Below are 26,992 nucleotides of genomic sequence, written 5' to 3'. Positions count from 1 at the left end.
GCGTCAGCCGGGTAGGGGGGAGGCGGGGTCTGGTTGGTAGGCCCGGACCTCGTACATGTCCCGCACGAGTTCGCGGATGACGTTGCGCCGGATCTTCCCGGTCGCCGTCTTCGGCAGTTCGCCCAGCTCGACGATGCCTCGCGGCCGTTTGAACGACGCCAGCCCGGACCGGCAGAAGTCGATCAGCTCGTCCGCGTCCAGCCGCTCGCCGGGAACGCCGACCACGCACGCGACCGGTTTCTCGATGCCGTCGGCGTCGAAGGCGGCCACGACCGCGACCTCGGCGACCGCCGGATGCTGCAGCAGCCTGTCCTCGACCTCGGCGGGAGACACCCAGATCCCGCCGGGTTTCAGCATGTCGTTGAAGCGCCCGAGACAGGTGTAGCTCCCGTCGGCGTTGCGCACGAAACTGTCGCCCGTCCGCAGCCATTCGCCCTGGAAGACCTGCTTCGTCGTCTCGTACCGCGCCCAGTATCCGGTCGCGATCGACGGCCCGGCGACGAACAGTTCACCGGGCTGCCCGTCCGGCACGGGCGCGCCGTGTTCGTCGCGCAGGGCGACCTCGTAGCCGGGCACCGGCACCCCGGTGCTGCCCGCGCGCACCTGACGCGGCCGGTTGGACAGGAAGATGTGCAACGCCTCCGTCGAGCCGATCCCGTCGATGATCTCGACGCCGAACCGATCGCGGAACCGTTCGTACAGCACGGCGGGCAGGGGCTCCCCCGCCGAAACCGCCTGGCGCACCGAGGCGAACGTGTCGTCCGGGATGTCGCTGGCGAGCAGCGCCGCGTAGAAGGTCGGGACGGCGAAGAACAACGTCGGCCGCTCCGCGCGGGCCCTGGCGGCGATCAGCCCCGGGGTCGGTCTCGCCGGTTCGAGCAGCGCGGTGCCGCCCGCCGCGAGCGGGAAGAACGCCGAATTCCCGAGGCCGTACGCGAAGAACAGCTTCGGGACGGAAAGAAACCTGTCGTTCGGGCCGGTGTCCAGCACGTCGCGCGCGTACGTCTCGCAGACCGCGCGGATACCGGCGTGCCGGTGCATCGCGCCCTTGGGCTTCCCCGTCGTCCCCGAGGTGTACAGCCAGAGCGCGGGCGAGTCCTCCCAGGTCGGCGCCGGTTCGAAACCGTGCTCGTCCACTGTGGACAGTTCGCTCCAGTCGTGCGCGCGGACCCCGGACGGCAGCTCGGCGGCCTTGGCCCTGTCCAGCACGACGTCGGTGACCTCCGGCGCCAGCCCGAGCGCGATCGTCGCCTGCGCGGCGAACTCGCCGGAAACGCACAGGACCCTGGCCCGCGAATCGGCCAGCACCTTGCCGAGGTCCAGCCCGGTGACCATGGTCGACACCGGCACCGCGACCGCTCCGGCCAGCATCGCGCCGAGGATCCCGGTGAGCAGCTCGACGTCGTCGACCATGCAGAACAGGACCCGCTCCTCGGGCCGGACGCCGATCGCCTTCAGTCCCGCCGCGACCCGGCGGGTTTCGGCCGCGAGCCCGGCGTAGGTGAGACTCCGCCGCGGGGAAACGACCGCGTCCTTCGCCCCGTGCCCTTCCGCGAGATGCCGGTCGAGCAGGTAGCTCGCCGCGTTGAACCCGGTAGCGGCAGCGGTCACGGGCGCACCTTCAATCGGCTCAGCTCAGGTAAACGTATTCGTAATCGAACGGTTTCCCATTGATGCCCTGACGTGGCGGCGCCACCCAGCTCGCGATCTTTCCTCGCTCGTACACCGGGTGCATCAGCGATCGGACGAAGGTCAGGTCTTCGGGAGTGGGCAGCCACTTGCGTTTGCCGGCCAGCCACGTCCGCTCGTCGACAACGGTGCCGTCGGGCGTCACATGGTGGCCGGAGTTTATGCCGACTTCGCGATTGAATCCAGGGTGCGGGAGGACGAATCGGAAGTCGATTCCGGCCTCGTCCAGAAGCTTGTTCCAGCGGTTGACCCCGGTCTGGCAGTCGGCGCGGTACTCGTCCCGCAGGTCGAGGTTCAGCAGCAGGATGGCCTGCAGTTCGTCGGTCCCCCAGGTGCCGTCGGCCCTCGGCCGGGGCAGCGTTCCGGCGGCGTCGGTGAGCTTGTGGTCGTCCTTGCGGCGGGTCTCCTGCCAGCGGCCTTTCAGCCCGGCGGTGTAGTAGTTCGCCGCGTTGGTCGAGGTCTCGCTGCCGAACAGGTCGAGCGAGACGGTGTAGTGGAAGTTGAGGTAACGCTGGATGACCTCCAGGGGGATCCCGCCGTGCCCGGCGATGTCGAAGGTGTCGTGCTCGCGGATCAGTTCGGCACTGCGGGTGACCACCCGGTCGACCCCGGTGGTGCCGACGAACATGTGGTGCGCCTCTTCCTTGAGCATGAATTCACAAGTGCGGGAAAGCGGGTCGAAGCCGCTTTCCTTGAGGGTGCCGAGCTGGTATTTGCCATCGCGGTCGGTGAAATAGGTGAACATGTAGAAGGCGAGCCAATCCGCGGTCTCTTCGTTGAAGGCGCCGAGGATGCGCGGGGCGTCCGGACTTCCGGAATTCCGGAGCAGGAGACCTTCCGCTTCGTCGCGGCCTTCCCGGCCGAAGTAGGCGTGCAGCAGATACACCATCGCCCACAGGTGACGGCCTTCTTCGACGTTGACCTGGAAGAGGTTCCGCAGATCGTAAAGGCTCGGCGCGGTGAGCCCCAGGAGTTTCTGCTGCTCGACCGACGCGGGTTCGGTGTCGCCCTGGATGACGATGAGCCGCTGCAGGTCGGCGCGGTACTCGCCGGGGACCTGCTGCCAGACCGGTTCGCCCTGGTGCTCGCCGAACGTGATCACCCGGTCCGGATCCCGCTCCGCGAGGAAGATCCCCCACCGGTAGTCGGGCACGTTGACGTGGTCGAAATGCGCCCAGCCGTCCCGGCCGACGCTGACCGCGGTGCGCAGGTACACCCCTTCGGTCCGCAGCGTGGGGCCCATCTCGCCCCACCAGTCCAGGAACTTCGGCTGCCAGCCCTCCAGCGCCCGCTGAAGCCGCCGATCACCGGAAAGATCGACGTTGTTGGGGATCTTGGCGTCGTAATCGATCTTGGTGGACATGGGTTTTCAAACCCGCTTCCTGTCGAAGACGGCCTTCTGACCAGTACCGTAACGACGCAAAGCGCCTTCGGGACCGGATGCGTTCGGACGAGTGAAGATCCAGTTCTGCCAGGCGGCCAGACGGCCGAAGATCTTGCTTTCCAGTGTCTCGGGGCCGACGAACCGGTGGTTCGCCTCCATCCCGCTCAGGGCGTCCGGGCTGAGCGAAGCCCGGCCTTCCAGCGCGATCCGGATCTCGTCCTCCCAGTCGAGGTCGTCCGGGGCGTCGGTGACCAGGCCGAGGTCGTTCGCCTCCGCCGGGCTCAGCGGTTTGCCGCGCTCGTCCTCGAGTCTCGTGACGTGGCCCGGGTCGCCGAAGAACCGGGACTCGAGGCGGGACAGGCCGTTGCCCATCGGGAACCGGCCGAAGTTGGCCTCGGACAACATGATCGACGCGCGTTCTTCACTGTCTTCGTCGTCGATCGGCGGGCCGTCCAGGATGTACTGCCGGTCCGCGGCGAGCGCGAGTTCCAGCAGGAGCCCGGCGAAGCAGCTGCCGGGTTCGATGAGCGCGATGAGACTGCGGCTGGTGACGTCGAGCCGTTTCAGCGTCCGCTTCCAGTAGTGGACGATTTCGTTGCTCAGACAGTCTTTCGCGTCGAACACGGCGCGTTCGTGTTCGAGGACCTTCGCGGGATCGCCCTCGGTGCGGAGCACCCACGTGCCGAGCTCGGGTTCGTTGGCACGCAGGCGAAGGATCGCGTCGTCCAGTTCGCGGGTGACGTCCAGTAACCAGCCGTTGTCGCCTTCGGGCCCCTTGACGGTGATGGTCGCTTCGGCCGGGCTCAGTGAAATGTCGACGTAGCGATGGGTGAGCGGAGTCAGCTCGACGCCTTCGCCGTCGAGCCGCTCGCTCGTCCGCGCGAGTTCCTTGGCCCTGGCCAAGACGGCTTCGCGGAACCCCTGCCGCGGCACGAGTTCGTCGACGAGCCGCCAGTCGACGGCCGTCCGCCCCTTCACCCCGTCAGGACGGGTGGCGAAGACGTCGGCGAGATCCCGCCGGACGCCGCGTTTGTCGACGACCCTGGTGAGCCCGCCGGTGCCGGGAAGGACGCCGAGGAGCGGCACCTCCGGCAGCGCGACGGTCGAGGAGTTGTCGTCGACCAGCAGGATCTTTTCGCAGGCCAGCGCGATCTCGTAGCCGCCGCCGGCACAGGTGCCGTTGACCGCGGCGACGTACAGCTGGCCGCAGTGCGCGGTGGCGTCCTCCATGGCGTTGCGCGTCTCGTTGGTGAACTTGCAGAAGTTCACCTTCCACTCGTGCGACGACGACGCCAGCATGCGGATGTTCGCCCCGGCGCAGAAGACGTTGTCCTTCGCACTGGTCACGATGACCACGCGGACCTCGGGGTGCTCGAACCGCAGGCGTTGCGTCGCGTCGTACAACTCGATGTCGACGCCGAGGTCGTACGAGTTGAGCTTGAGCTCGTAACCCGGTACGAGACCCCCGTCGGCGTCGACATCGAGTTCGAGCCACGCGACGTCGCCGTCGGTGGACAGTTTCCAGTGCCGGTAGCCGCCGGGATGACGTTCGAACGTCACCGTTGTGGTCCGCGTCACTCTTCCGATTGTCTACATTGAATTGATCAACGTCAATGTTGTGTAGAAAGTTGGTCAGGCGCGGTCACCCGGTTGAGCTTCGCCGCCGCCCAGGTCACGAAGCCCCACAGCAGCAGCGCCGACACGGTGTCGGTGTAGATCGTGGCGAACCAGAAGGCCGGGATCTGCGGCACGGCCACGAGGAAGTGACCGAGACTCGCCAGCCCGGACAGCGAGTAGACCATCAGGAACGCGAGTGCCCGCCAGTAGCGTCCGCGCCGGTAGTCGCGGTAACCGAGCAGGCCGATCGCGGTCAGGACGACGTACGCGACGGCGACCAAAGTGGCGGCGACGCCGACCGGGATGCCCTCGATCTGCGGGTAGTCGGCCGCCCTGATCACGTTGTGCGCGTAGTGCAGCGTGGTGGACAACAGCGCGAAGGCGAGGATCAGCCGCAGCGCGGTGAGTCCCCGGTCCCGAAGAGCTTCCATGTTCGCCCCCTTGCGATTTGATAGATCGCTCTAGCGAGAGCGTAGCTCATGGTGGTGGGGAGCTGAAGGGGACTTTCGTCCCGCCCTGTCGCGTGTGGTGGCGGCCCTCCGGCACCCGGTCGGTACAGGTGGTCGTGAGTGGCTCGGTACCTCGCCTTCGGCTCTCGGAAATGTCGGTGGGGGCGCGTAGAGAAGGAGGAGTGCCCGAAGCCACCGTGCCCCTGATCGGGGTCGAGAACCTGAAGATGCCCGAGTGGGCCACGCCCGACGAGGCCGTGGCCGACGCGGGGATGGTCAAGGCCATCCGCGCGCTCCCGTCCGCCGTGGCGATCGTGCTGCGGCTGGCCTGGCGGACGTCGGCGCGGCTGACCCTGCTCGCCGGCGTCGTCCACGTTCTTTCCGGTTGTGTCACGGCGTTCGGCCTGCTGGCGACGGCGAACGTGTTCACCGCCCTGCTGGAGAACGGGCCGACCCCGGACAGGGTGCTGGAATCGCTGCCCGCGCTGGCGATCGTCATCGGCTCGTACGCCTTGCGCGCGCTGCTGGACACGGCGGTGGCCGCGGTCGAGGGCACGCTCCGGCCGCGGGTGGTGACCTCGGCGGGCGACGAGGTCACCGCCGCCATGGTCAGGGTCCGGTTGCTGGCCTTCGAGGACGCCGATTTCCGGGAGCTGGCCAGGCAGGGCGCGCGGGACGGGGTCCGGTCGATCGAGATGAGCCTGCGCTGGATCGCGGATCTGACGTCGGCGCTGATCTCGCTGATCGCCGCGCTGGTGGCGGCGGGCCTGCTGAATCCGTGGCTCGCGCCGGTGCTGCTGCTCGCGGCGGCGGCCGACGGCTGGGCGGCGGCCAAGGTCGCGCGGCTGAACTACCGGCATTATCTCGACACCGTCGGCCGGAACATCCGGAAGAGGATCGTCGAAGAGGTGGCCACCTGGCGCTCCTTCGCCCTCGAACGGCACGCGCTCACGCTGCAGGAGCCGCTGCTCCAGGAGTACCGGCGGATCACCGAAAGCCTGATGCGCGAGGAGGTCCGGCTCGCGCATCGCAGCAACCTGGTCCGGCTGACCGGGCGAGCGGCGGCCGGGGTGGGCACCGCGATCGCGTATCTGGTGCTCGGTCTCCTGCTCTACAGCGGGCAGATGGAACTCGCCCTCGCCGGGACGGCCGCGCTCGCCATGCGGACGGCGTCGAATTCGCTGTCCGTCACGATGCGCGCGGTGAACGCGATGTACGAGGAGTCGTTCTACATCGCCTTCTTCCAGCGGCTGCTTCGGGAATCCGTAAAACGCAGCCCGGTCAAGGACGGGGTCGTCGCACCGCCGGATCCGGCGGAGATCCGGCTGGAGAACGTCAGTTTCACCTACCCCGGCCAGGAAAACCCCGCGCTGCGCGAGGTTTCGCTGACCATCCGGCGCGGCGAGGTGATCGCCCTCGTCGGCGAGAACGGCTCGGGCAAGACCACGCTGGGCAAACTGCTCACCGGGCTGTATCCGCCCTCGGCGGGGAAGGTCTTCTGGGACGACGTCGATCTCGCGGACGCCGATCACGAGTCGGTGCACGCGAACATCGCCGTGATCGCGCAGGACCCCGCCGAATGGCCGATGACCGCGGAACACAACGTGACCGTCGGCAGGCTGGGCCGGGAAGACCCGGAACGCGCCGCCTGGCACGACGCGATCACCTCCTCCGGCGCCGACGAGGTGATCGAATCCCTGCCCGCCAAGGAGAAAACGGTGCTGTCCAAGAAGTTCAACGACGGCCAGGACCTCTCGGGCGGGCAATGGCAGCGGATGGGCATCGCCCGCGGGATCTACCGTGACGCCGCCGTCCTCGTCGCCGACGAGCCGACGGCCGCGCTCGACGCGAAGGCCGAGGCGCGGGTCTTCGCCGGGCTGCGGCACGCGAGCGTGTCCGGGGTGGGCAGGCGCACGACGATCCTGGTGACCCACCGGCTGGCCAACATCCGCTCGGCGGACCGGATCCTGGTACTGGAGAAAGGACGGCTGATCGAACAGGGCACCCACGCCGAACTCATCGGGGAAGGGGGTCTCTATCACGAGCTCTACGAAATCCAGGCTCGCGCGTATCGCGGTGAGTAGTCACACTGTCCTGATGCCGGAAACAATCGCCGAAGTGAACGGCATCGAGCTGTGTCACGAGACGTTCGGTCCGCCGGACGGCAAGCCGTTGCTGATGATCATGGGCCTGGCCTCGCAGATGATCTGGTGGGACGACGAACTCTGCGAGAACCTCGCGGCCGAGGGGTTCTTCGTCATCCGCTACGACAACCGGGACGCCGGCCGCTCCAGCCGGATGGCCGGACGGGTGAGCCTGCCGCTGGCGTACACCCTGCGCACGGCGCCGTACTCGCTGAAGGACATGGCGGACGACGCCGCCGGGCTGCTGGACGAACTCGGCGTCGAGAGCGCGCATGTCGTGGGCGCGTCGATGGGCGGGATGGTCGCGCAGACCCTCGCCATCGAGCGTCCGTCGCGGGTGCGCTCGCTGACGTCGATCATGTCGACCACCGGGAACCGGTTCGTCGGGCGGCCGAGCGCCAAGGCGATGGCGATGCTGCTTTCGGCTCCGCCGCGCAATCGCGAGCAGTACGTCGACTACCTGGTGCGCACGTTCCGCGTCATCGGCTCACCGGGTTATCCCTTCGACGAGGCCCGGATGCGTGAGCGCGCGGAACGGTCCTTCGACCGCGGCGTCAATCCCGGCGGGACCGCCCGGCAGCTGGCCGCGATCCTGTCGAGCCGGGATCGCTTCCGCGCTTTGCGCAAGGTCGAAGTGCCCGCCCTTGTCGTGCACGGCGCGAAGGATCCGCTCGTGCACGTTTCCGGCGGACGGGCGACGGCCCGCGCGCTGCGGGAGTCCGAAGTGGACATCGTCCCCGGCATGGGGCACGACCTCCCGCGCGCGATCTGGCCGCGGCTGGTGCGCGGCCTGGTCCGGACGGCGGCCCGCGCCGACGTCAAGACCCGGCGAGCGTGATCGAACCCAGATGCGAGAAATGCGCCGCCACCCGTGATCCCGGGCGCAGCTCGACGGCGTCGGTCATCCCGCCGGTGAGCACGATCCAGCCCGGTTCCAGCGCGAGCCCGCGCGCGCCGAGGGTGTTGGCCGCGAGCGCCAGTGCTTCCGCCGGATGCCCCTGTACGGCGGCACCGGTGGCGGTGTCGACGATGGCACCGTCGACCTCCAGGAGCGCCGCCTCCAACGAGAGGTCCACTGTGGACGGGTCGACACCGACGGGACCGAGCGTGAAGTACGCGGAGAAACCGTTGTCCGCCACGGCGTCCGGCAGTTTGAAGCGGTAATCGCGATATCGGCTGTCGATGATCTCGACGCCGCCGTAGACCCGGTCCACCGCCGCCATCGCGGTCGCCGCGGTCACACCGGGACCCGCGAGTCGCTTGCCCAGCACGAAAACCAGCTCCGGTTCCGCGCGCGGGTGGATCAGCGACGGCACCGGGACACCAGCGGGCAGGACCATCGCGTCGGTCAGCCACGCGAGCAACGGCGAGTCGACACCCATGCTCTGCCGCATCGCCCGCGAGGTCATGCCCAGCTTGACGCCGACGACCGTCTCGCCCCGCGCCCGCCGGAGCCGCAACGCCTCGTCCTGGATCGCATACGCGGTATCGACGTCCAAAGCGGGCCACTCGTCGGTCAGCGGTTCGCGTTCTTCCCCGGACAGCAGCGCTTCCGCCGCCTCCCGCACACCAAGGCTCACGCCCGCTCCTCCCCGGAGAACTTCGCGGTGACACTGCCGAGCCCCGCCATCGTCGCGACGACGGTGTCGCCGGGGCTCACCGGGATCGCGCGCGTCATCGAGCCCGGCAGCACGACATGCCCTGGCTCGAGCGCGACACCGAGCGGCCCGACCGTGTTCGCGAGCCACACCAGCGCGTTCACCGGCGAACCGAGGACGGCGCCGCCGGCCCCGGTGGCCGCGAGCTCGCCGTTCTGGTGCAGGTTGCACCCCACCAGCCGCAGGTCGAGGTCGCCGATGGCGGTCGGCCTGCTGCCGAGGACGACGCCGCCGGAGGACGCGTTGTCCGCGATGGTGTCGACGATGCTGATCTTCCAGTCCTGGATGCGGGAATCGACGATCTCCAGCGCCGGGACGACGAAGTCCACCGCCCGCAGCGCGTCCGCCACCGTGACGCCGGGGCCGCGCAACCGCGAGCCGAGCACGAACGCGATCTCCGGTTCGATCTTCGGCTGCAGGAAGTCGCCGATCGGGATCGACTGGTGTTCGAGGTGGAACATCGAGCCGGTCAGGTGACCGTAGTCGGGCTGGTCGACGCCCATCTGCCGCTGCATCGCGGCGGACGCGAGACCGACCTTGTGCCCGCGGACGCCGTCGCCGCGTTCGGTCCAGTGGCGGACGAGCCGCTGCTGGATGCGGTACGCGTCCTCGAGGGTCGCGGCCGGATACGTCTCGATCAGGGGCGCGATCGGCTTGCCGGTCTCGTACGCGCTGAGCAGCGCGGCCGCGGCCTCCTGCAGCGTGCTGGCGTCCATGGGCTCCTTCCGACAGCAGAACTCTGCCCCCTCGCCTTGACCCGCACAAGGCGCCCGTTCCACTGGCCGGTACGGCGAGATTAGGCCGAAAGTGTCTTGCGCGGCCGCGATCTTCACCTAGCCTGCTCCCATGTCCGATTGGACGCTCTCGCGGGCGAAGACCAGGATCGACCGCCGTGAGGAGCTCGACGAGCTCACCGCGCGCATCCGGTACGAGGTGCGCGTGCACCTCAACGAACCCACGTCGCACAACGCGTACGACGAGCTGACCGACATCTTCGCGATCGGGCACGCGGAGTGTTCGGCGCTGCTCAGGCACAGCCGTGTGCTCCCGCTGTGGGAGCGGCTGCTGCTCAAGCGCTACACCCGACGCCTCTACGGCAAGGCGATCTCGGCGACCGTCGGCGACCTCCCCGCCGACGCGGGGCCGGCGCCCGCGGCCGCGTTCGGCCCGGAGATCGCGTCCCTGACCCCGGATTCCGGCGACACCGGCGCGAAGTACGACATGCAGGGCCGCGGCCTGGTCAACGTCTTCCGGATCGCCGCCGGGAGGCACGGCGAGAGCTGGCCGGATCGCCACGACGTCGCGACGACGTCCGCGCACAGCGTCCTGACCTGTTCCGCGGTCTTCCTCCGCCGCCGCGCCTGGCACGTCGTCTGGCCGGTGTACCGGGTGCGCGGCCTGCGGCTGTGGAAGCTCTAGGAATTCCCGCGCGCCCGGGGTGGTTGAAGCCGGTATGACCGATCGCGCCACCGAGATCCTCGCCGGATCGAAGACGATCGCCGTCGTGGGGCTGAGCCGCGATCCGGCCAAGGCCTCGCACGGGGTCGCGGCCGCGCTGCAGGCACACGGCTTCCGGATCATCCCCGTCCACCCTTCGGCCGACGAGCTGCTCGGCGAAAAGGTCCACCGCTCGCTGACCGACATCCCGGAGCCCGTCGACCTCGTCGACGTCTTCCGCCCGTCCGCCGACACCCCGCCGATCGCCGAGCAGGCCGTCGCGATCGGCGCGAAGGCGCTCTGGCTCCAGCAGGGCATCGTCTCCGCCGAGTCCCGCCGGATCGCCGAAGAAGGCGGCTTGGACTACGTCGAAGACCGCTGCACGGGTGTCGTCCGAGCGGTCGCGAACCTCTCGGTCCGTTAGAAACACACTCCGGGCCGAACCCCTCGCCGTCTTTTCCGGCGAGGGGTTCTTTCATATCCGTGAATAGAAAAATGGCCCCTGAACTCATACACCCAATCGGAACCGCCGAAGGGATTGGTCCAAACCGGTGATCTTGACCGCAAGGCCCCGAGCTGGGAAAACTTGTCCGGTCGACAGTTTGTTAAGAAACCTTCCCAAGGGTGGACCGAGCTGTTAACGTCCGAATCCGCTTAGCGGCAACCGGTACCGGCCATCGGTACCCCGGTCCAACGGAGGGCGATGTGGGCACACCACGGGGCCTGGATTCCAGTGGCACACTCGAGCGCGGACTCGCGGTTCTCGAGCATGTAGGCCAGAACCAGGAGATTTCCACCAATGCGATCGCCAGGCAACTGGGTCTCTCCCGGAGCGCCGCCTACCGCATCGTCGGCACCCTCAAGAACCTCGAATACCTCGAAGCCGATCGCGCCACCGGCCGCGTGCGGCTCGGCACCCGGCTGGTCGAACTCGGCGCCCGCGCGATGGCGGCGACCGATCTCCACCGCTGCGCGCCGCGCTATCTCGCGTCGCTCGCCGAGCGGAGCGGCGAGACGACGTACCTCGCGGTCCCGGACAACGACACGATGGTCTACGTCGCCACCGAACGCAGCGCCAACGCCGTCACCCTGGCCTGCCGCCTCGGCACGCGACGCCCGCAGCACGCGACTTCGCTGGGCAAGGCGTGGCTGGCGGCACTGCCCGAACAGGACCGCGTCGAACGCATCCGCCGGATGAAACTCGACAGCCTCACGCTCAAGACGATCAACGACCCGGCCCGGCTGCTCGACGACCTGGCCAGGACGAGCCGTCGCGGCTGGGCCGTGGACGAGGTCGAAAACGAGCCGGACGTCGGCTGCGTGGCCGCCGCCGTCCGCGACCACACCGGACGGCCGATCGCCGCGATCAGCATCGCGGGCCCCGCCGGCCGCGTGCTCCGCCGCACCGACGAACTGGGCGCGACAGTGGCCGGAACCGCCGCCGCACTGTCGCTCCGGCTGGGTTACGTGCGGGCGCAAAGGGGCTGAGGTGGGCTGGCTCCAGGACTACCAGCCGGCGGGCGGGCTGTGGCTGTCCGCGGCGCTGGCGGCGTTGCCGATCATCGTGCTGCTGGTGACGCTGGGCGTCCTGCGCCGATCGGCGCACCTCTCGGCGGCGCTGGCGCTGATCACCGCGCTGCTGGTCGCGGTGCTGCTGTACCGCATGCCCGCCGGGCTCGCCTTCGACTCCGCGGCCATGGGCCTCGTGTTCGGGGTGTGGTCGGTGGCCTGGATCGCGTTCCATGCCGTGTACTTCCACAACGTCACCGTCGCGACCGGACGGTTCGACAGCATCAAGGCGGTCCTCGCCGGGTTCAGTGAGGACCGCCGCCTCCAAGCGCTGCTGATCGCGTTCGGGTTCGGCGCGCTGCTGGAAGGGATCGCGGGCGGCGGGTCACCGATCGCGATCACCGCGGCGATGATGGCCGCGCTCGGCTTCCCGCCGGTGAAGGCGGTCGTGCTGGCGTTGCTGGCGAACACCGCGCCGGTCGCGTTCGGCGGTCTCGGCAACCCGCTCATCGTGCTGGGCAGGCTGACCGCGCCGATCCTCGGCCTGCCACCGGAACAGGCGACGGAACTGTTCTCGTCGATGGTCGGGCGCCAGCTTCCGTTGCTGGCCTTGATCGTCCCCGGTTTCCTGATCGTGGTCCTCGCGGGCTGGAAGCGGATGGTCGAAGTCTGGCCAGCGGTGCTGACGGCGGGCCTGTCGTTCGCGGTCATGCAGTTCGTCACCTCGAACTTCATCAGCCCGAGCCTCGTCGACGTCGTCGCCGCGCTCGCCGCGATGGCCTCGCTGTGGATCCTGACGCGGTTCTGGCAGCCGCGGGCGGTTTGGCGTTTCGACGGCGAAGAGCCGGTGAAGGCCGGGGCGAGTCTCGGTGCGGCGAAGGCCGAACGGGGCGCGCTGTACGCGTGGGCCCCGTACATCGTGCTGATCGCGGCGATCTTCCTTTCCCGCGTCGGCACGATCTTCAAGAACCTGCCCGAATGGCTGGACCTGACGAAGTTGCTGCACAGGGCCGACTGGGTGTTCGCGTGGCCGGGGCTGCACAAGGAGGTCGTCCAGCACGCGCCGATCACGCCCAAGGACACCCCGTACGCGGCGACGCTGACCGTCGATTTCCTTTACTCGCCGGGAACCGTCGCCCTGTTGGCGGCGATCGTGGCGGGTTTCGCGATGGGCGCGAAACCGGGACTGCTGCTGGCCACCTACCGGCGGACGCTGTACCAGATGCGGTGGGCGCTGGCGACGATCTTCATGATCCTCGCGATCGCGTTCGTCATGAACTACTCGGGCGCGACGCAGACCCTCGGCCTCGCGCTGGCGACCACCGGGGTGCTGTTCCCGGTGTTCTCCGCCTACATCGGCTGGCTGGGCGTCTTCCTCACCGGCTCGGACGCGTCGACGAACAGTCTCTTCGGGCCGATGCAGGTGATTTCGGCGCAGCAACTGGGTGTCGACCCGATCCTCGCCGGCGCCACGAACACCTCGGGCGGCGTGATGGGCAAGATGATCTCGCCGCAGAACCTGTCCATCGGCGCCACCGCGATCGGGCAGAGCGGGCAGGAAGGCGCGCTGCTGCGGCAGACGTTCCTGTGGTCGGTCTTGCTGACCGCCGTGGTCGGGGTGATCTCACTGCTTCAGGCGACCGTGCTGAGCTTCATGATTCCGGGCCCGTGAGCCGGATCAGGCCCGCCTCGGTCGCCCGGAAACCGCAGGCGTCGAAGTAGAACGAACGCAGTTCCGGCACGAAGTCGACGTGCAGCCATTCACAACCCGCGGCCCGCGAGTGGAGCACGGCGAGCCGGACGACGGCCCTGGCGATCCCCCGCCGCTGATGGGTCCCGCGGGTCTTCGTGTCGAGCAGGAACGCGTGGTCCCCGCCGTCCCAGGCGACGTTCACGAAGCCGACCAGTGTTCCGGCGTGGTCCCGGGCGGTGACCCAGCCGAGGCTGTGCCGTCGGATGCCGTTCCACCAGCCGGGCACGGGCTCGCCGCCGTGCGAACGGACGAGATCGGACATCTCGTCGTCGGTGACCGGGTCACGCCAGCGGTAGGAGAAGTCGGTCATCCCGCCAGCATCCCGGAAATGATCATTTCGCGCCAGCCATTTGAGGATCTCCGAGAATGTCCACAATGGTCATCTGATCTTTACCGGCGACTGGTCTGGATGGATGAACGGAAGGTTCGTTCACCGGAATGAGAACTACCGTTGTGCTCATGCCCATGACGCTGATCAAAGGTACGTTCCAGCTTGTCGGAGCCTCACCGGACGGCGATTCGGTGCGGTTCTATCCCGACGATCCCCAGGCGACCAAGAAGGCGGGCCTGAAGGTCCGGCTGAATTCGCGGGGCGGGATGCAGTTGCGGCTCGACGCGATCGACGCACTCGAAACGCATTACCAGGCCAGGGGAACCGGCGGGATGTGGCATCAGCCCGCGGAATTCGCCGACGCCGCGGCGTCGAACCTGCTGAAGGTCCTCGGCTTCAAAACGGTCGCACGCGATGAACGGGGAAGAGTTACTTCATCGACCCCGATCAAGGTAGCGGGTCACATACTGACGCGATTCGCCGACAAATACGGACGAGCGGTGGCGTTCGCCTTTCCCGGACAACGGCCGGGACGGTCGGCGGACCTTTCCAAGGTCCACCTCGACGTCAAAACGCTGAAGAACTCCGCGAACTACCGGCAGGTCGCGGACGGACTCGTCTACCCGACGTTCTATTCGCTGCTTTTCCCCGATCTCCGCGACGCGCTGGCCGAGGCCGCCGCCAAAGCGCGCCAAGACGGGCTCGGGCTGTGGCCGGACGACGTCACGAACTCCGGGTTCAAGCTCTCGTCACGACGTCAGCTGGCCGACGAACTGGTGATCCTGCCGAAACTGTTCCGCAGGCTCGTCGACTACCTCGCGCTCGACGAAAGCGGCGGGGTCTCGCTGACCGGCTTCTCCGACTTCCTGGACTCCCGCAACGACCGGCTGTTCACCGTCCCGGGCGGACACGCCACCGAGTTCGAGACCCTGGTGAGCGTGAAGCGGCAGACCGTGAACCTGACGGTCGAACCGGAACGGATCGTCTTCATCGAGGCATGAACACCCCGGTGTGGGCAAAAAGACCGTACCTCCGTCCCCTCCCGCTGTGCTCATCTGAAAGGTGGGAGAGGGAGCCGATGCGAGTACACGGTTCGCGGCGGTCCGAGGAGGCCGGCGGGCGGATGGAGACAGCTTCGAAACTGGTCGACGCCATCCGCGTCCTGGTCGTGCGCTACTGCCGGGCGCGGATCGGACGACGGTCGGGCACCTACGAAACCGCCGACGCGGTCGCGAAGGACAGTTGCCTCGCGATCCTCGCCGGAGCCGACGAGGTGCCCACGCTCCTCGCGTTCGCCTACGACGTCACGCGCCGCCTGGTCGACGACTTCCACCGGACCGCCGCCGAACTGCCGAACCCGCTTTCGGGGCTGCCGGGGCAGCAGCGCGAGATCATGGTGCTGCGGTCGCTCGTCGGGCTTTCCGCCGACGACACCGCGCTGGCGCTCGGCTGCTCCGTGCAGGCCGTCCGGCTGGGTCAGCACCGCGCCCTGACCGCCCTGCGCCCCACCCCCGCCTGACGCGTCGGGGTCAGGGGGTGCAGTCGGCCGCGCGGTTCAGCAGCAGGGTGCGTTCCCGGTCGTTCCCGGTCATCTCCGCCGCGCGCTCGAACTCGGCGCGGGCCTCGTCGAGACGGCCGAGCTTCGCCAGGAAGTCGCCGCGCACGCTCGGCAGCAGGTGATACGACTTCAGCGCGGGCTCCGACGTCAGTTTGTCGACGACCTCGAGCCCCGCCTCCGGCCCGACGGCCATCGACAGCGCCACCGCACGGTTCAGCTCGATCACCGGCGACGGATTGAGCTGCCCGAGACCTTCGTAGAGGACCGCGATGCGTCCCCAGTCGGTCTCCTCGCCCGTTCGCGCCCGCGCGTGGCAGGCGGCGATGGCGGCCTGTGCCGCGTAGACGCCGAAAGCGCCGTCCGCGAGCGACTCGGCGAGGTCCAGCGCGGCGAGGCCGCGGCCGATCAGGAGCCGGTTCCATTTGGTCCGATCCTGGTCCAGCAGCAGCACGGGCTCGCCGTTCGGCCCGACACGCGCGGCGGACCGCGAAGCCTGGATCTCCATCAACGAGACGAGCCCGTGCACCTCGGGTTCCTTCGGCATGAGTCCCGCGAGGATCCGGCCGAGCCGCAGCGCCTCCTCGCACAACCCCGGCCGCATCCAGTCCTCGCCCGCCGTCGCCGAATAGCCCTCGTTGAAGATCAGGTAGATGACTTCGAGCACCGACGAAAGCCGGGCGACCCGATCCGGCCCCTCGGGCACCTCGAACGGCACCTTGGCGTCGCCGAGCGTCTTCTTCGCACGGACGATCCGCTGCGCGATGGCGGTTTCCTTGGCGAGGAACGCCCGCGCGATCTCGTGCGTCTGCAACCCGCCGATCATCTTCAGCGTCAGCGCCACCCTGGCCTCGGTCGAGAGCACCGGGTGACAGGCGGTGAACACCAGCCGCAGCAGATCGTCCTCGATGTGGTCGTCGAGGCCCGCGGTGAAGTCGGGTTCCTCCTCGAACTCCTGCTCGCGGCCGATCTCGCCGAGCTTCCGGTCGTACCGCTCGTTGCGCCGGAAAGTGTCGACGGCACGACGTTTCGCCGTGGTCATGAGCCAGGCGCCCGGATTCCTCGGGACGCCCGACTCAGGCCACTGTTCGAGCGCGGCGACCAGCGCGTCCTGTGCCAGTTCCTCCGCGAGGCCGACGTCGCGCGTCATCCGCGCGAGACCGGCGATGAGGCGGGCCGATTCGATCCGCCACACCGCGTCGATCGCCGACCGTGGGTCTGCTGTTGCCGTCACGCCGACCAATCAACATCGTCAACGCGACGACCGCAACCACTAGTTCGCCTCGGCCTGCTCCCGCAGCTTCTTCTCGGTCTCGATGATCTCCGGGGTCGCGTTGTCGAACTCCTCGAGCTCGAACACCCGGCGGATCTCGATCTCGCCCTCGCGGAACGGCGCGCGCTTCATCCACTCGACGACCTCGGCCCGGTCCTTGACCTGCAGGATCCAGAAACCCGCGATGAGCTCCTTGCTCTCGGCGAAGGGCCCGTCGACGACCCTGGCCTCGGTGGTGCCGGAGTACTGGATGCGGAAACCCTCGGAGCTGGGGTGCAGTCCTTCACCCGCGAGCATGACGCCGGCCTTCACCAGCTCCTCGTTGAACTTCCCCATCTCCTGAAGGTCCTCGGCACTCGGCTGGGTGCCGGCCGCGTCGGTCTTCTCGTCGCTCTTGACAATCACCATGAACCGCATCTCGCGTCTCCGTTCCCGGCGGGGCTCGTCCCTGCCACATCTACGCGTCGAACGGGCATCCCCGGTTTCGACACGGTCCCCAAAACTTTTTCCGCGAGTATTCGAGCAGCCGGAAAACCCCAGGTCAACCGCACATGGTGCCACCTCATCCCCACCACCCACCCTTGAAGGGCGCGCTCCGCGCGGCTGGGCCTATCCTGACCCGTCGTGGCCGCCCTCCCCTCAGATCTCCGCTCCGCCCTAGACGCAGAGCTGGGCCGATACCCCCAGACCAGGCTGACGCAGTCCGTCGAGCGGCTCAGCGCGCGCTACCGGGAGAACAACCCGGCGACGGCTCCGATCCTGTCGACCGACGCGGACATAGCCGCGTACGCGGGCTACCGGATGCCGGCCACCTACGCGGCCGTACACGCTGTTCTCGCCGAAGCCGCCCTCCGCGCTCCCGGGTTCGCTCCGCGCACGCAGATCGACGTCGGCGGCGGTACCGGTGCCGCGATCTGGGCGGCGGCCGACGTCTGGCCGTCGTTGGAGGAGAGCACCGTCGTCGAGCAGGTCCCCGGCGCGATCGCGCTGGGGCAGCGGATGGCGGGGAAAGCCGGGGACAAAGCCGTCCGGGGCTCGACGTGGCAACGCGGGCTGATCGACCCGGCCGCGCCCGCGCCGGACGCCGACCTGGTGACCCTGTCCTACGTCCTCGGCGAACTGCCCGAGGCCCGCCGGGCCGAGGTCGTCCGCTGGCTGTCGGCGAAGGCCGGGATGCTGGTGCTGATCGAACCCGGCACCCCCGGGGGCTACGAACGGATCGTCGAGGCGCGGGATCAGCTCGTCGGGCTCGGGCTCTCCCTGGTCGCGCCCTGCCCACACGAAGGCGACTGCCCGATCCCGCGCGGCAAGGACTGGTGCCATTTCTCCGCCCGCCTCCCGCGCACCGGCCTGCACCGCCAGCTCAAGTCCGGGACGCTGGGCTTCGAGGACGAGAAGTTCTCCTACGTCGTCGCCTCGCGAACGGAACCGGAGCGGGCCGAGGGCCGGATCCTGCGGCATCCGGTCAAACGCAAGGGCATGGTGAGCCTCGCCCTCTGCGCCGAAACCGGGCTCACCGAAACGATCGTCACCAAACGGCACGGCACGGTCTACCGCGCGGCCCGCGACGCCGAATGGGGAGATCCCTGGCCGCCTCAGTCCACAAGGGACTGACGGCCGCGTCGCGCCAGGTTGCCGATGACGGCGAGCAGCGCGCCGAGCGCCGGATTGTCGTTGCCCCGACGCCACATCAGTTCGAGTTCCACCGGACGGCCCTCGATCCCGTCCACCGGACGGAGCACGACACCCTCGAACCGCAGCGCGGCGGCCGCGGCGGGCACCAGCGCGAGGCCTAGATCCGCTTTGACCAGCGCGAGCGCCGTGTGCACCTGACTGGGGTACTGCGTGTACACCGGCTGCACCCGCGCCGTGCGGAACACCGCCACGAGCAGGTCGTGGAAGTACCGGCCCTCCGACGGCGAATACATGATGAACGGCTCGCCGCCGAAGTCGCGGACGTCGGGATTCCTCTCGCGCCGCGCCAAAGGATGCCCCGACGGCAGGGCGGCCAGCAGCGGCTCCCGCCACAGCGGCAGGGTCACGATGTCGCCGCCGGTGACCGGCGGCCGGACCATGCCGAGATCGATCCCGCTCGCCAGCAACTCCTCCACCTGTGTCGACGTCGCCATTTCCCGCAACACCAGATCGACACCGGGAACCTCCGCGTTGGCCGCGGCGAGAACGCGTTCGAGATACGAATACGCCGCGGTGGCGGTGAAACCGAGCGTGACGACTCCGACTTCGCCTTTTTTCGCCCGGCGGACGTACAGCGTCGCCTCGTGCGACGAACGCAGTATTTTCCTTGCCTCGGCGAGAAAAACCCGTCCGGCGGGTGTCAGCCGGACCGTGCGGTGCGTACGGTCGAAAAGTTCGACCCCGAGTTCGCGCTCCAGCAACTGGATCCGCCTGCTCAACGGCGGCTGGGTCATCGAGAGCCGCTCCGCCGCCCGGCCGTAGTGCAGTTCCTCGGCCACCGCGACGAAACTCACGAGCTGCTCCAGGGAAAACACCCATTTATTTTAGGTATCGCCAGAGGGCGGACAAGCGCCGAACCGGTATCATCCGGCGCCGGTTTTCCCCTGTGCGATCGACGATTCCGGCCGTCACGACCGGATTCTCGCTTCGGCACCAATGTGATGAGCCGAAGAGTTGAGCGGTGCTCGTCGGAATGGCTCAGGCGGGACCCAATCGTCCGTTCAGCCGGTTCCGGCTCCCCGGTCCGCGCCTAGGGTGGCAGTACGACCGCTTGTCCCGGCCCTCGGCAACGGCGCTCGTCGGCGAACTCTGGAGGGGCCATGTGCGTTCGTATTCTCGAAACCCGGACCAAGCGGGAAAACCCGCTCATCCGGCTGTTGATCCGTATTCAGCTCAAGGCGTCCTGGCGCTGAGCGCAGGCCCGCAGCCTGCTGATCGCCCGGTGTTTGGTCACCCGCACGCGCGACGACGTCGTGCCGAGCGCCGCCGCCGTCTCGTTCGACGTCAGCTGGCCGATCACCCGCATTCCCAGTACTTCCCGGTGCGAGACCGGCAGCATCCGCATCAGCTTGCCGAGCCGGACCCCGAGGTCGTCCCGCAGTGCTCGCTCTTCCGGTTCCTCCGTGGCGACGGCCGGGCGATCCGGGAGTTCACCGGTCAGGACCTGTTTGCTCCGCGCCGCCTTCCGGAAGACGTCGGCGACCTTGTTCGCCGCGATGGCGCGCATGAGGAACAGGAAAGAACCGCCGCGCAGCCCGTGACCGGGAACCGCGATGAAGACCGCGAGGCAGATCTCCTGCGCGACGTCGGCGGGTTCGAGATAGGTCAGCTCACGACCACCCAGACGGGTTTCCGTGTAGTGCCGCGCCCACGGCATGAGCGCGGCCATGAGAACGTCCATGCCGTGCGGCTCGCCGCCCACCGCGGCCTTGGCCAGATCGTCCCAGCAGGCAGGGGAAATCCAGGTCTCACCGCCGCCGGTTCTCCGCACCGGAAACTCGTCGCCGTCCATGCCCGCTCCCCACGGATGAGAAAACCCTGCCGCCGGGGTCCAGGACGGAACGCGGACCACGGTAGTCGAGAAATCCGGCCACCTCAATCGACGAAGGTCCGAGACGAATTGTCCGCCCCGGCGTGAAACCGGACAGGTTCCCACTGCTGGTCTAGACATGTTGCGGACCGGGACGTAACTTTCCGTGCTGAGACCCCTCGCCAAGGTCACACCCAGGCCGGGAACGCGCCCCCGGCCGACATCCGCAAGCACCGCCGCGGCGCGTTCGCGCTCCCGCGGCGGGATTCAGCCGAGGAGTGCACTGTGCGCATCCGTCAGAAGATCCGGCGCGTCTTGACCGCGCTGGCGGTCGTTCTCCCCCTGGTCACCGGAGTCACCGGAATCACCGCCCTCGCGGCACCCGCCGCGGTCGCCGCCGGTCCCGATCCGCTGCCGCTCACCGTCACCAACAATTCGAACCGCTCCGACGCGGTCTACCTCTACGTGCTCGGCACGAACCTCAACACCGGCAGGCTCGGCTACGTCAACTCCGGCGGCGCCTTCACCCCGTGGCCGCCGGGTGCCAACCCACCGAGCCCCGCGCCGGACGTCGCGATCGCGGGCCCCGGCAACGGCGGCTCGACCACTTTGCGGATCCCGCGGATGCTCTCGGGCCGCGTCTACCTGTCGTTCGGGCAGAAGATCAAGTTCTTCCTGACCCCGGACGGCCTGGTGCAGCCCGCGCCGTGGGCCGGTGGCGACCCGAACCGGGACATCCTGTTCGACTGGAGCGAGTTCACCTACGACAACGGCGGGCTGTTCATCAACAGCTCGCAGGTGGACATGTTCAGCGTCCCGCACGCCGTCGGGCTGACCAACGGCGCCGGCGCGAACAAGGAGGCCGGTCGCCTCAAGCCGGGCGGTCGCGAGAACATCTTCAACGCCATCCAAGGGCAGTCCGGTTTCTCGAACCTGGCGTACAACCGGCTGCGGGTCCTCGCGCCGGGCAAGGGCCTCGACTCCGGCAAGTTCAGCGGGAACTATCTCGACGGCTACGTCACGAGCGCCTGGAACACCTACAAGTCGACACCGCTGACCGTGGTCCCGTTCGAGGCCGAACCCGGCAAGAAGTTCACCGGCCGCACCGGCGGGGACGACGTCATGCGGTTCACGAACACCTCGGGCGCGACGGTGGCGTCGTTCGGCAAGCCGAGCACCCGCGACGTCTTCAACTGCGACGGTCGGCTGCAGGCACCGAACGACCAGGTCGTCGGCCCGATCGCGCGGACGCTGTGCGCGGCGCTGCACCGGTCGACCCTCGGTTCCCTGCACACGCAGCCGACGTACGACGCGGGCCAGTTCTACAAGCAGTCCGTGACCGACCACTACTCGCGGATCGTCCACGAGCAGATGGTCGACGGCAAGGCCTACGGGTTCGCGTTCGACGACGTCGGGCACTTCGAGTCGCTGGTGCACGACGGTGACCCGCGTACCGCGCGGATCATCCTGACGGCGTTCTAGGAGTTCAGCGCGCCGCACTCCCGATCCGCCAGGCCGACATGCCGATCCCGCTCGGCTTGAGCGAGAACACCGGCGGCTCGGGGGTGCGGGTGCGCTCCAGTTCACCCGGCATGTACCGCACGCATTTCCGGTGCCATTCCAGGATTCCGGACATCCATTCCTTCATGTTGTCCGCGTACCGGGTGAGCACGGCGCGGACCTCGTCGTCGAGCCCGAGGTCGTCGCACATCCGCGGCAGGTCCTCGTCCGCGAGCTGCTCGAACTGTTCCATCCGCGCGTTCATCAGGCGGGCGGCGATGTCCCTGGCCTGAAACCGGTCCACCTCCATGAAGCGCTCGATGACGTGGACGAGGTTGTGTACCTCTCCCTCGTATTCGATCTCCTTCTGATACGAGAACAGGTCGTTGCAGAAAGCGGCGTAGTCCTGGGCGGCGGTGTCGAGTTCGTACAGGACCCGGTTCTGGTAGATCTCCGGCGGGACGACGTCACCGAGTTCGAGCCGGGCGAGGCTCTTCGTCAGGTCGGACCCGAACGTGCGGCGCCGCATCTCCACGTAGTCGACCGGGTCGGGGACGCGGTTCTGCGCCTGGTTCGCCACCTCCCAGACCCAGCTCGCGGTCATGCTCTCGATCGCCCGCCGGAAATCCGCGCGCGCGGGCGGGCTCAGCGGCCCCGCGGTGCGGTTCCACAGATCGACGAGCCCGAGTTCGACCGGGTTCGAGGGCTCCGGCATCGGCTCGCCGTCGAGCGGCATGAACAGGGAGAGCCGGTCGCTGCAGAGCTTCGCCGCGACGGGGTCCCGCCGCATCCCGAAGATCAGCGGGAAGTAGTCGTCGCCGTAGGTGCCCCAAGCGAGCCAGTCCGACGACAGCTTCAGCTGTTCGAGGTCCGAGTCCGCGTGGATCATCGCCGCGCAGTGCGGGAAATCGAAGCCGCGGAACCGGCGTTCGTCCCAGACCCCGCCCTGTTCGACGCCCGGCACGAGGTCGAACATGCCCATCGCCCGGGCCCAGGTCGGGGCGTACTCCCGCGCCGCGGCGAGATGCGGGCTGGTGCGGATCGGGTACGGCATGCGGAATTCGGGCAGCGGCAGGTGCCCGACCGGCGCGAACGGCGCGGGCGCCTGCTGCCGCGTCCGCTGGACGAGGCCCAGCCGGTTCGGCGAGAGCCGCAACGAGTCCGTGCCGAGTCCCGTCGGCCCGTTCAGGCCGGAGACCGGCCCCTCGTTCATGTACCGGCTCGACTTCGCGTGCCATTCGTGGCCGCCGGACTGCCAGTCCTGCAGGCCCTTGACGTACAGGCCGACCCCGATCTGTTCGGGCAGCGAGACGTCGTGTTCGGCCAGCAACGCGGGCACCTCGACGAGCGCGGTGTTCTCGAACTGTTGCAGCCGCGAGGTCAGCAGGTCGTTGGTGAGCTCGGCGGCCTCCTGCGTCGAGCAGTCGAGGAACTTCTCGAAGACGAGGACGGCGTTGGAGTTCTCGCCCTCCTCGCGCACCTCGCGTTGATAGGAAAAGAGGTCGTTACGAAGGTGGACGGCGTCGGCGAAGGTGTCGCGCAGGACCTCCATCGGCCTGGTCGCTGCGATCTTGTCCGGCACTTCGGCGCCGACGGCGTACTCGATCAGGTTCGCCGACCACGGCGCCCCGCCGACACGACGGCGCATCTGGACGTACTCGATGGGGTTCGCGATCCGGCCGCGGTCGATGTTGTCCAGTTCCCAGAGCGATTCGACCATCAGATTGTGCGTGCTGGTGACGAAACGCCGCCGCCACGCTTCCGACATCGAGGGAATGGTGCGCGCCCAAAGGTCCTGGAGGCCGGCTTCGGCGGGGTTCTCCGGTTCCGGAGACGTTTCCCCCGGCCCGGTCATGAACAGTTCCAGCCGGTCCAAATAGGCCTTCGCGCCCTCGGTGTTCCGAGTGTACTTGAATTGGGCGAGGAAATCGTCGTCGAAGAAGAACACCCATACGTACCAGTCCGTGACCAGATCGAGGGACGGCCCGTCACAGTCCGGATGAGTGTGCGCGCAGAGCAGCGCGTAGTCCATCTTCGCCAGCGCTTCCTCGGTCCAGACGACGTCGCCGGACGGAGACGGCGAATCGAGCATTCCCTTCTGCCTGGCCCAGGCCATACTGTGCGCCCGCGCCGCTTCCAAGTGCGGGTTTATCCGCGCCGGATGCGGCACGTAGAACTCGGGCAAGGTGAATGCCTGCATCTGCGACTGCCTTCCGGACGGACGTCGAATACTTCTCGACAGTTCCAGCCGCCAGCCACGCCGGGCAACGGCCACCCGAGCGATTCGGCGTACTACGGAGTGAATCAGTTCCGTCCGCCTGAGACGTCGGTCGTTCTCGGGACGCGGGTAGGCGTCGCTTGGGGTGAGGGGTGTGTGGAAATAGGGACGTCGAGTGTCCCTATTTCCACACCCCTCCGTCTCCTGGCTGCCCGGCGGCCACGACCAGGCCCGACCACGCCCTCAGTTCCAGAGCGACTTCGAGTCGACATACGGCGCGAGCAACCCGGTCAAGACCGCGTCCCCGTTCCCGTTCAGTTCGTCCTCGGCGATCCGCCGGGCGACACCGACCAGGAAGTCGGCGACCTGCACCCGCGGATCGGTCCGCGAGTCCACGAACTTCAGCCCGGCGAGCCCCGGGCTCGCCTCGATTTCGGCGAGCCGTTCCCCCTTGAGCGACGGCTGTTCGTCGTGGACGAGAAAGACCGGCTCGCCGTCCTCGCTCCAGCGTCCGACCGCGCGGAGGACCGCGGGCACCAGCGGATCGAGGACCTTGGCGTCACGCAACTCGGCGACCTTCGCCCGCAGCTCCCCGGAGTCCCCGGCCAGCGCGAAGAACGATCCCGCCGCCGGATCGCGGCGGTTCCGGGTCCGCAGCACGTCGTTGAACGCGGCCAGCAGCCCCTCGTCCGGTGAGACGTCCAGGCCGAGGAGCCCGCGGAGTTCGTTCGTCAGCAGCAGCTTCTTGTCCACGAGGTACACGTGCGCGCGCCCGCGGACCGGGCCCAGCGACCCGAGGAACCATTCGAGGACCCGCCGGTGCTTCGTGCGGAGCAGGTGGTTGGCCTTGTACTCGACCGCCGGCGAGCGGATCCGGCGCCGCAGCTCGGCCAGGCAATCCGCGGCTTCTTCACCGCTCAGCCGGACCCCCGCGTGCGCGAAAACGTCGGTCTGCCCGCCGATCAGTTTCTCGCCCTCGGACCCGGACTCGTCGCAAGCGATCTCCAGGGGCACGCTGCGGATACTGCCCGACAAGACCGGCGACGTCGACCTGCTTACGCGGGTTCAGGCAGCGGCGCACCGGTCTCGAGCAGCGTCTTGAGGCTCGACAGGATCGACGGCCAGCCGCCCTTGACCATCTCCAGCGCGGTGCTGCCCTGGTCGAAACCGTCGTGGACCACGGTCAGTTTCACCGTGTCGCCGACCGGTTCGAGGTCGAACGTCACCTTCGACCGCGACTCGGCCTGCAGCTTCGCCGACACGTCGTCGTCGAGCCCCACCGACTTGGCGAACTCCGGGGTGAAGGTGTGCCAGGTGTAGGACAGCCGCCGGTACGGATCGGACTCCAGCACGATCTGTTCGGAATCCTCCAGCTTCACACCGAGCTGCTCCCAGGCCATCGTCGACCCGGGCTTCCAGTCCGAAGTGAACTCGCAGCCCCAGTACTGCCTGGTGAAGACCGGATCGGTCAGCGCCTTCCAGAGGCGCTCCGGCGTCGTCCTGATGTAGCTGGTGTAGACGAATTCGTTGGTGCTCATGGGTTCTTGCTCCAATGCCAGCTTGAGGTCGGCGAGCGCGTCGACCCGGCCCTGGTGGTACCGGTCGATCCAGCGTTCGGCGATCGCGTTGATCGGCTCCGCGTTCACGTAGTGCAACTTCTCGCGGCCACGCCACACCGTGGTCACCAGATTGGCCGCCTCCAGCACGGCCAGATGCTTGCTGACCGACTGACGCGCCATGTCCAGCCCCGCGCACAACTCGCGAAGGGTCTGTCCGTTGCGGGCGTTCAGGTCGTCGAGCAACCGGCGACGACTGGCGTCGGCCAGCGCCTTGAACACGTCGTCCATGTCGGTCTCCCCTGATATGCAGCCTCGCGGCTGCATTTATAGATTAGGCAGCTGAAAGGCTGCATGTCAAGGAGCGACCTCACGACAACGAAGGAGCCGGGACTGGGAAGTCCCGGCTCCTTCATCGGGCAAGTTCTCGCCGTCGACGCTCAGACCGGGATGTCTCCCGGCGTACCCCACTGGGTGGTGAACAGGTTGAGGCCGTACCAGGTGCCGTTCGACGGACGCCACACCACGAAGTCCGCCCGCGGGTCACCGCCGAAATTGCCCGACACCGGAACGTCGCCCGCGGTGCCCCACTGCTGGGTCGCGATACCGAGCACGTACCAAACGCCGTTACTCGGCCGCCACACGGCGAAGTCGGCACGTCCGTCCGCGTTGAAATCACCCGCCACCGGAATATCGCCCGCGGCACCCCACTGCTGGGTCGCGATTCCCCGCGCGTACCAAACGCCGTCACTGGGGCGCCAGACGGTGAAATCGGCCTTGCCGTCCGCGTTGAAATCGCCGGACACCGGGACGTCACCGGACACACCCCACTGCACCGTGGCGATACCGAGCACGTACCAGACGCCGTTACTCGGGCGCCAGACGGTGAAGTCCGAGCGGCCGTCACCATTGAAATCGCCGGTCAGCGGAATGTCGCCGGGCGTTCCCCATTGCTGGGTCACCACGGCACCGGTGCTGCTCTGGATGATGTACCAAATACCGTTGCTCGGCCGCCACACGGCGAAGTCGGCCCGGTGGTCGCCGTCGTAGTCCGCGGCCACCGGCACGTCGCCGGAGACACCCCATTGCTGAGTCGCCACACTGCCGTTGCTGCTGCGGATCACATACCAGACACCGGTTCCGGGGCGCCAAACCGCCTTGTCGGCGAATCCGTCGCCGTCGAAATCCGCGGCGGGTTTCTGCGACGCGGGCGAGGCGGTGACGGTGACATCGGCACCGGCGACCGTCGGCGCCACGAGCAGACCCGCGAGCAGACCCACCAGCGCCACCGCCGGCCGAATAATTCTTCGCATTTTCCGGAAACCTTTCCGTTCGATGAATTCACTCTTCCCAGTTCGCTCCGCTTGGCCGAAGATAAGCACCGGGGCAGTTGCAGTCTGACACCGGCGGCACC

The 26,992-nt window shown here is 68.2% G+C and carries 25 protein-coding genes; 10 read left to right on the top strand and 15 right to left on the bottom strand.

Annotated features, from left to right (window positions below; genetic code table 11):
• Positions 1 to 3: 3 nt before the first annotated feature.
• Genes ACZ5IK_RS01450 through ACZ5IK_RS01435 form a run of 4 tightly spaced genes read right to left on the bottom strand, consistent with a single transcriptional unit; the run spans position 4 to position 5,121 of the window.
• Positions 4 to 1,611 (bottom strand): benzoate-CoA ligase family protein, encoded by a 1,608-nt coding sequence (locus ACZ5IK_RS01450; protein WP_465486072.1) that lies wholly within the window; start codon positions 1,609 to 1,611, stop codon positions 4 to 6.
• Positions 1,612 to 1,630: 19 nt separating this feature from the next.
• Complete coding sequence (gene boxB, locus ACZ5IK_RS01445) at positions 1,631 to 3,052, bottom strand: benzoyl-CoA 2,3-epoxidase subunit BoxB (RefSeq protein ID WP_465486071.1); 1,422 nt, start codon at positions 3,050 to 3,052, stop codon at positions 1,631 to 1,633.
• A 6-nt stretch (positions 3,053 to 3,058) separates the two neighbouring features.
• Positions 3,059 to 4,651 (bottom strand): 2,3-epoxybenzoyl-CoA dihydrolase, encoded by a 1,593-nt coding sequence (gene boxC, locus ACZ5IK_RS01440; RefSeq protein WP_465486070.1) that lies wholly within the window; start codon positions 4,649 to 4,651, stop codon positions 3,059 to 3,061.
• A gap of 32 nt (positions 4,652 to 4,683) precedes the next feature.
• Entirely contained in the window at positions 4,684 to 5,121 is a 438-nt protein-coding gene (locus tag ACZ5IK_RS01435; protein WP_465486069.1) for a hypothetical protein, read from the bottom strand.
• A gap of 200 nt (positions 5,122 to 5,321) precedes the next feature.
• On the opposite strand from ACZ5IK_RS01435, the gene ACZ5IK_RS01430 reads away from it, so the two are divergent.
• Both ACZ5IK_RS01430 and ACZ5IK_RS01425 read left to right on the top strand, forming a co-directional pair.
• Positions 5,322 to 7,223 carry an ABC transporter ATP-binding protein gene (locus ACZ5IK_RS01430; RefSeq protein ID WP_465486068.1) on the top strand — a complete coding sequence of 634 codons (1,902 nt, stop codon included), beginning with the start codon at positions 5,322 to 5,324 and terminating at the stop codon, positions 7,221 to 7,223.
• Positions 7,224 to 7,236: 13 nt separating this feature from the next.
• Positions 7,237 to 8,121, top strand: coding sequence for an alpha/beta fold hydrolase (locus tag ACZ5IK_RS01425; RefSeq protein ID WP_465486067.1), 885 nt, complete (start codon positions 7,237 to 7,239; stop codon positions 8,119 to 8,121).
• On the opposite strand, the gene ACZ5IK_RS01420 is transcribed toward ACZ5IK_RS01425, so the two are convergent.
• Both ACZ5IK_RS01420 and ACZ5IK_RS01415 read right to left on the bottom strand, forming a co-directional pair.
• A complete protein-coding gene (locus ACZ5IK_RS01420) occupies positions 8,102 to 8,863 on the bottom strand; it encodes a 2-keto-4-pentenoate hydratase (protein ID WP_168214424.1) in 762 nt (253 codons plus the stop codon). The genes ACZ5IK_RS01425 and ACZ5IK_RS01420 overlap by 20 nt on opposite strands.
• Positions 8,860 to 9,657, bottom strand: coding sequence for a 2-keto-4-pentenoate hydratase (locus ACZ5IK_RS01415; protein WP_465486066.1), 798 nt, complete (start codon positions 9,655 to 9,657; stop codon positions 8,860 to 8,862). Before ACZ5IK_RS01415 ends, ACZ5IK_RS01420 begins: the two co-directional genes overlap by 4 nt.
• Positions 9,658 to 9,787: 130 nt before the next feature.
• Here ACZ5IK_RS01415 and ACZ5IK_RS01410 point away from each other — a divergent pair, with 130 nt between their 5' ends.
• The 4 genes from ACZ5IK_RS01410 (at position 9,788) to ACZ5IK_RS01395 (ending at position 13,559) form a co-directional block, all read left to right on the top strand.
• The gene (locus ACZ5IK_RS01410; RefSeq protein ID WP_465486065.1) at positions 9,788 to 10,360 is read left to right on the top strand and encodes a hypothetical protein; all 573 of its coding nucleotides are present in this window, start codon (positions 9,788 to 9,790) and stop codon (positions 10,358 to 10,360) included.
• 34 nt (positions 10,361 to 10,394) lie between these two features.
• Entirely contained in the window at positions 10,395 to 10,802 is a 408-nt protein-coding gene (locus tag ACZ5IK_RS01405) for a CoA-binding protein (RefSeq protein WP_465486064.1), read from the top strand.
• Positions 10,803 to 11,083: 281 nt separating this feature from the next.
• Entirely contained in the window at positions 11,084 to 11,866 is a 783-nt protein-coding gene (locus ACZ5IK_RS01400; protein ID WP_101610986.1) for an IclR family transcriptional regulator, read from the top strand.
• A gap of 1 nt (position 11,867) precedes the next feature.
• Positions 11,868 to 13,559 carry an L-lactate permease gene (locus ACZ5IK_RS01395; RefSeq protein WP_465486063.1) on the top strand — a complete coding sequence of 564 codons (1,692 nt, stop codon included), beginning with the start codon at positions 11,868 to 11,870 and terminating at the stop codon, positions 13,557 to 13,559.
• On the opposite strand, the gene ACZ5IK_RS01390 is transcribed toward ACZ5IK_RS01395, so the two are convergent.
• On the bottom strand, positions 13,540 to 13,950 hold the full coding sequence (locus ACZ5IK_RS01390) for a GNAT family N-acetyltransferase (RefSeq protein WP_465486062.1): 411 nt from the start codon (positions 13,948 to 13,950) through the stop codon (positions 13,540 to 13,542). The two genes, ACZ5IK_RS01395 and ACZ5IK_RS01390, sit on opposite strands and share 20 nt — an antisense overlap.
• Positions 13,951 to 14,099: 149 nt before the next feature.
• Between ACZ5IK_RS01390 and ACZ5IK_RS01385 the strand changes: the two genes are divergently transcribed.
• Positions 14,100 to 14,972: a nuclease gene (locus tag ACZ5IK_RS01385; protein ID WP_465486061.1), complete on the top strand. Its 873-nt coding sequence runs from the start codon at positions 14,100 to 14,102 to the stop codon at positions 14,970 to 14,972.
• 122 nt (positions 14,973 to 15,094) lie between these two features.
• Positions 15,095 to 15,490 carry a sigma factor-like helix-turn-helix DNA-binding protein gene (locus ACZ5IK_RS01380; protein WP_465486060.1) on the top strand — a complete coding sequence of 132 codons (396 nt, stop codon included), beginning with the start codon at positions 15,095 to 15,097 and terminating at the stop codon, positions 15,488 to 15,490.
• Between the two features lie 10 nt (positions 15,491 to 15,500).
• Here ACZ5IK_RS01380 and ACZ5IK_RS01375 read toward each other — a convergent pair whose 3' ends face one another.
• Positions 15,501 to 16,769, bottom strand: a complete 1,269-nt coding sequence (locus tag ACZ5IK_RS01375; RefSeq protein ID WP_465486059.1) for an RNA polymerase sigma factor — start codon at positions 16,767 to 16,769, stop codon at positions 15,501 to 15,503.
• Positions 16,770 to 16,799: 30 nt separating this feature from the next.
• Positions 16,800 to 17,216 carry a YciI family protein gene (locus ACZ5IK_RS01370; RefSeq protein WP_465486058.1) on the bottom strand — a complete coding sequence of 139 codons (417 nt, stop codon included), beginning with the start codon at positions 17,214 to 17,216 and terminating at the stop codon, positions 16,800 to 16,802.
• Between the two features lie 207 nt (positions 17,217 to 17,423).
• On the opposite strand from ACZ5IK_RS01370, the gene ACZ5IK_RS01365 reads away from it, so the two are divergent.
• Positions 17,424 to 18,413 carry a small ribosomal subunit Rsm22 family protein gene (locus ACZ5IK_RS01365; RefSeq protein WP_465486057.1) on the top strand — a complete coding sequence of 330 codons (990 nt, stop codon included), beginning with the start codon at positions 17,424 to 17,426 and terminating at the stop codon, positions 18,411 to 18,413.
• Here the strand turns inward: ACZ5IK_RS01365 and ACZ5IK_RS01360 are convergent.
• Positions 18,395 to 19,309: a LysR family transcriptional regulator gene (locus ACZ5IK_RS01360; RefSeq protein WP_465486056.1), complete on the bottom strand. Its 915-nt coding sequence runs from the start codon at positions 19,307 to 19,309 to the stop codon at positions 18,395 to 18,397. The genes ACZ5IK_RS01365 and ACZ5IK_RS01360 overlap by 19 nt on opposite strands.
• Positions 19,310 to 19,662: 353 nt before the next feature.
• Positions 19,663 to 20,286, bottom strand: a complete 624-nt coding sequence (locus tag ACZ5IK_RS01355; protein ID WP_465486055.1) for a sigma-70 family RNA polymerase sigma factor — start codon at positions 20,284 to 20,286, stop codon at positions 19,663 to 19,665.
• A gap of 303 nt (positions 20,287 to 20,589) precedes the next feature.
• Between ACZ5IK_RS01355 and ACZ5IK_RS01350 the strand changes: the two genes are divergently transcribed.
• Positions 20,590 to 21,786: a beta-1,3-glucanase family protein gene (locus tag ACZ5IK_RS01350; RefSeq protein WP_465486054.1), complete on the top strand. Its 1,197-nt coding sequence runs from the start codon at positions 20,590 to 20,592 to the stop codon at positions 21,784 to 21,786.
• Positions 21,787 to 21,790: 4 nt separating this feature from the next.
• On the opposite strand, the gene ACZ5IK_RS01345 is transcribed toward ACZ5IK_RS01350, so the two are convergent.
• From ACZ5IK_RS01345 to ACZ5IK_RS01330, 4 genes are all read right to left on the bottom strand, one after another.
• Positions 21,791 to 24,004 (bottom strand): terpene synthase family protein, encoded by a 2,214-nt coding sequence (locus ACZ5IK_RS01345; protein ID WP_465486053.1) that lies wholly within the window; start codon positions 24,002 to 24,004, stop codon positions 21,791 to 21,793.
• A 261-nt stretch (positions 24,005 to 24,265) separates the two neighbouring features.
• Entirely contained in the window at positions 24,266 to 25,036 is a 771-nt protein-coding gene (locus ACZ5IK_RS01340) for a DUF3800 domain-containing protein (RefSeq protein ID WP_465486052.1), read from the bottom strand.
• Positions 25,037 to 25,077: 41 nt separating this feature from the next.
• Positions 25,078 to 25,869, bottom strand: coding sequence for an ArsR/SmtB family transcription factor (locus ACZ5IK_RS01335; protein WP_465486051.1), 792 nt, complete (start codon positions 25,867 to 25,869; stop codon positions 25,078 to 25,080).
• A 149-nt stretch (positions 25,870 to 26,018) separates the two neighbouring features.
• A complete protein-coding gene (locus ACZ5IK_RS01330) occupies positions 26,019 to 26,891 on the bottom strand; it encodes an FG-GAP repeat domain-containing protein (protein WP_465486050.1) in 873 nt (290 codons plus the stop codon).
• Between the last annotated feature and the right edge of the window lie 101 nt (positions 26,892 to 26,992).

The sequence above is a fragment of the Amycolatopsis sp. NPDC031561 genome (genome assembly GCF_055580625.1).
Note: the sequence above shows the minus strand (reverse complement) of the source record. Positions and strands in the feature narration are given on the sequence as shown.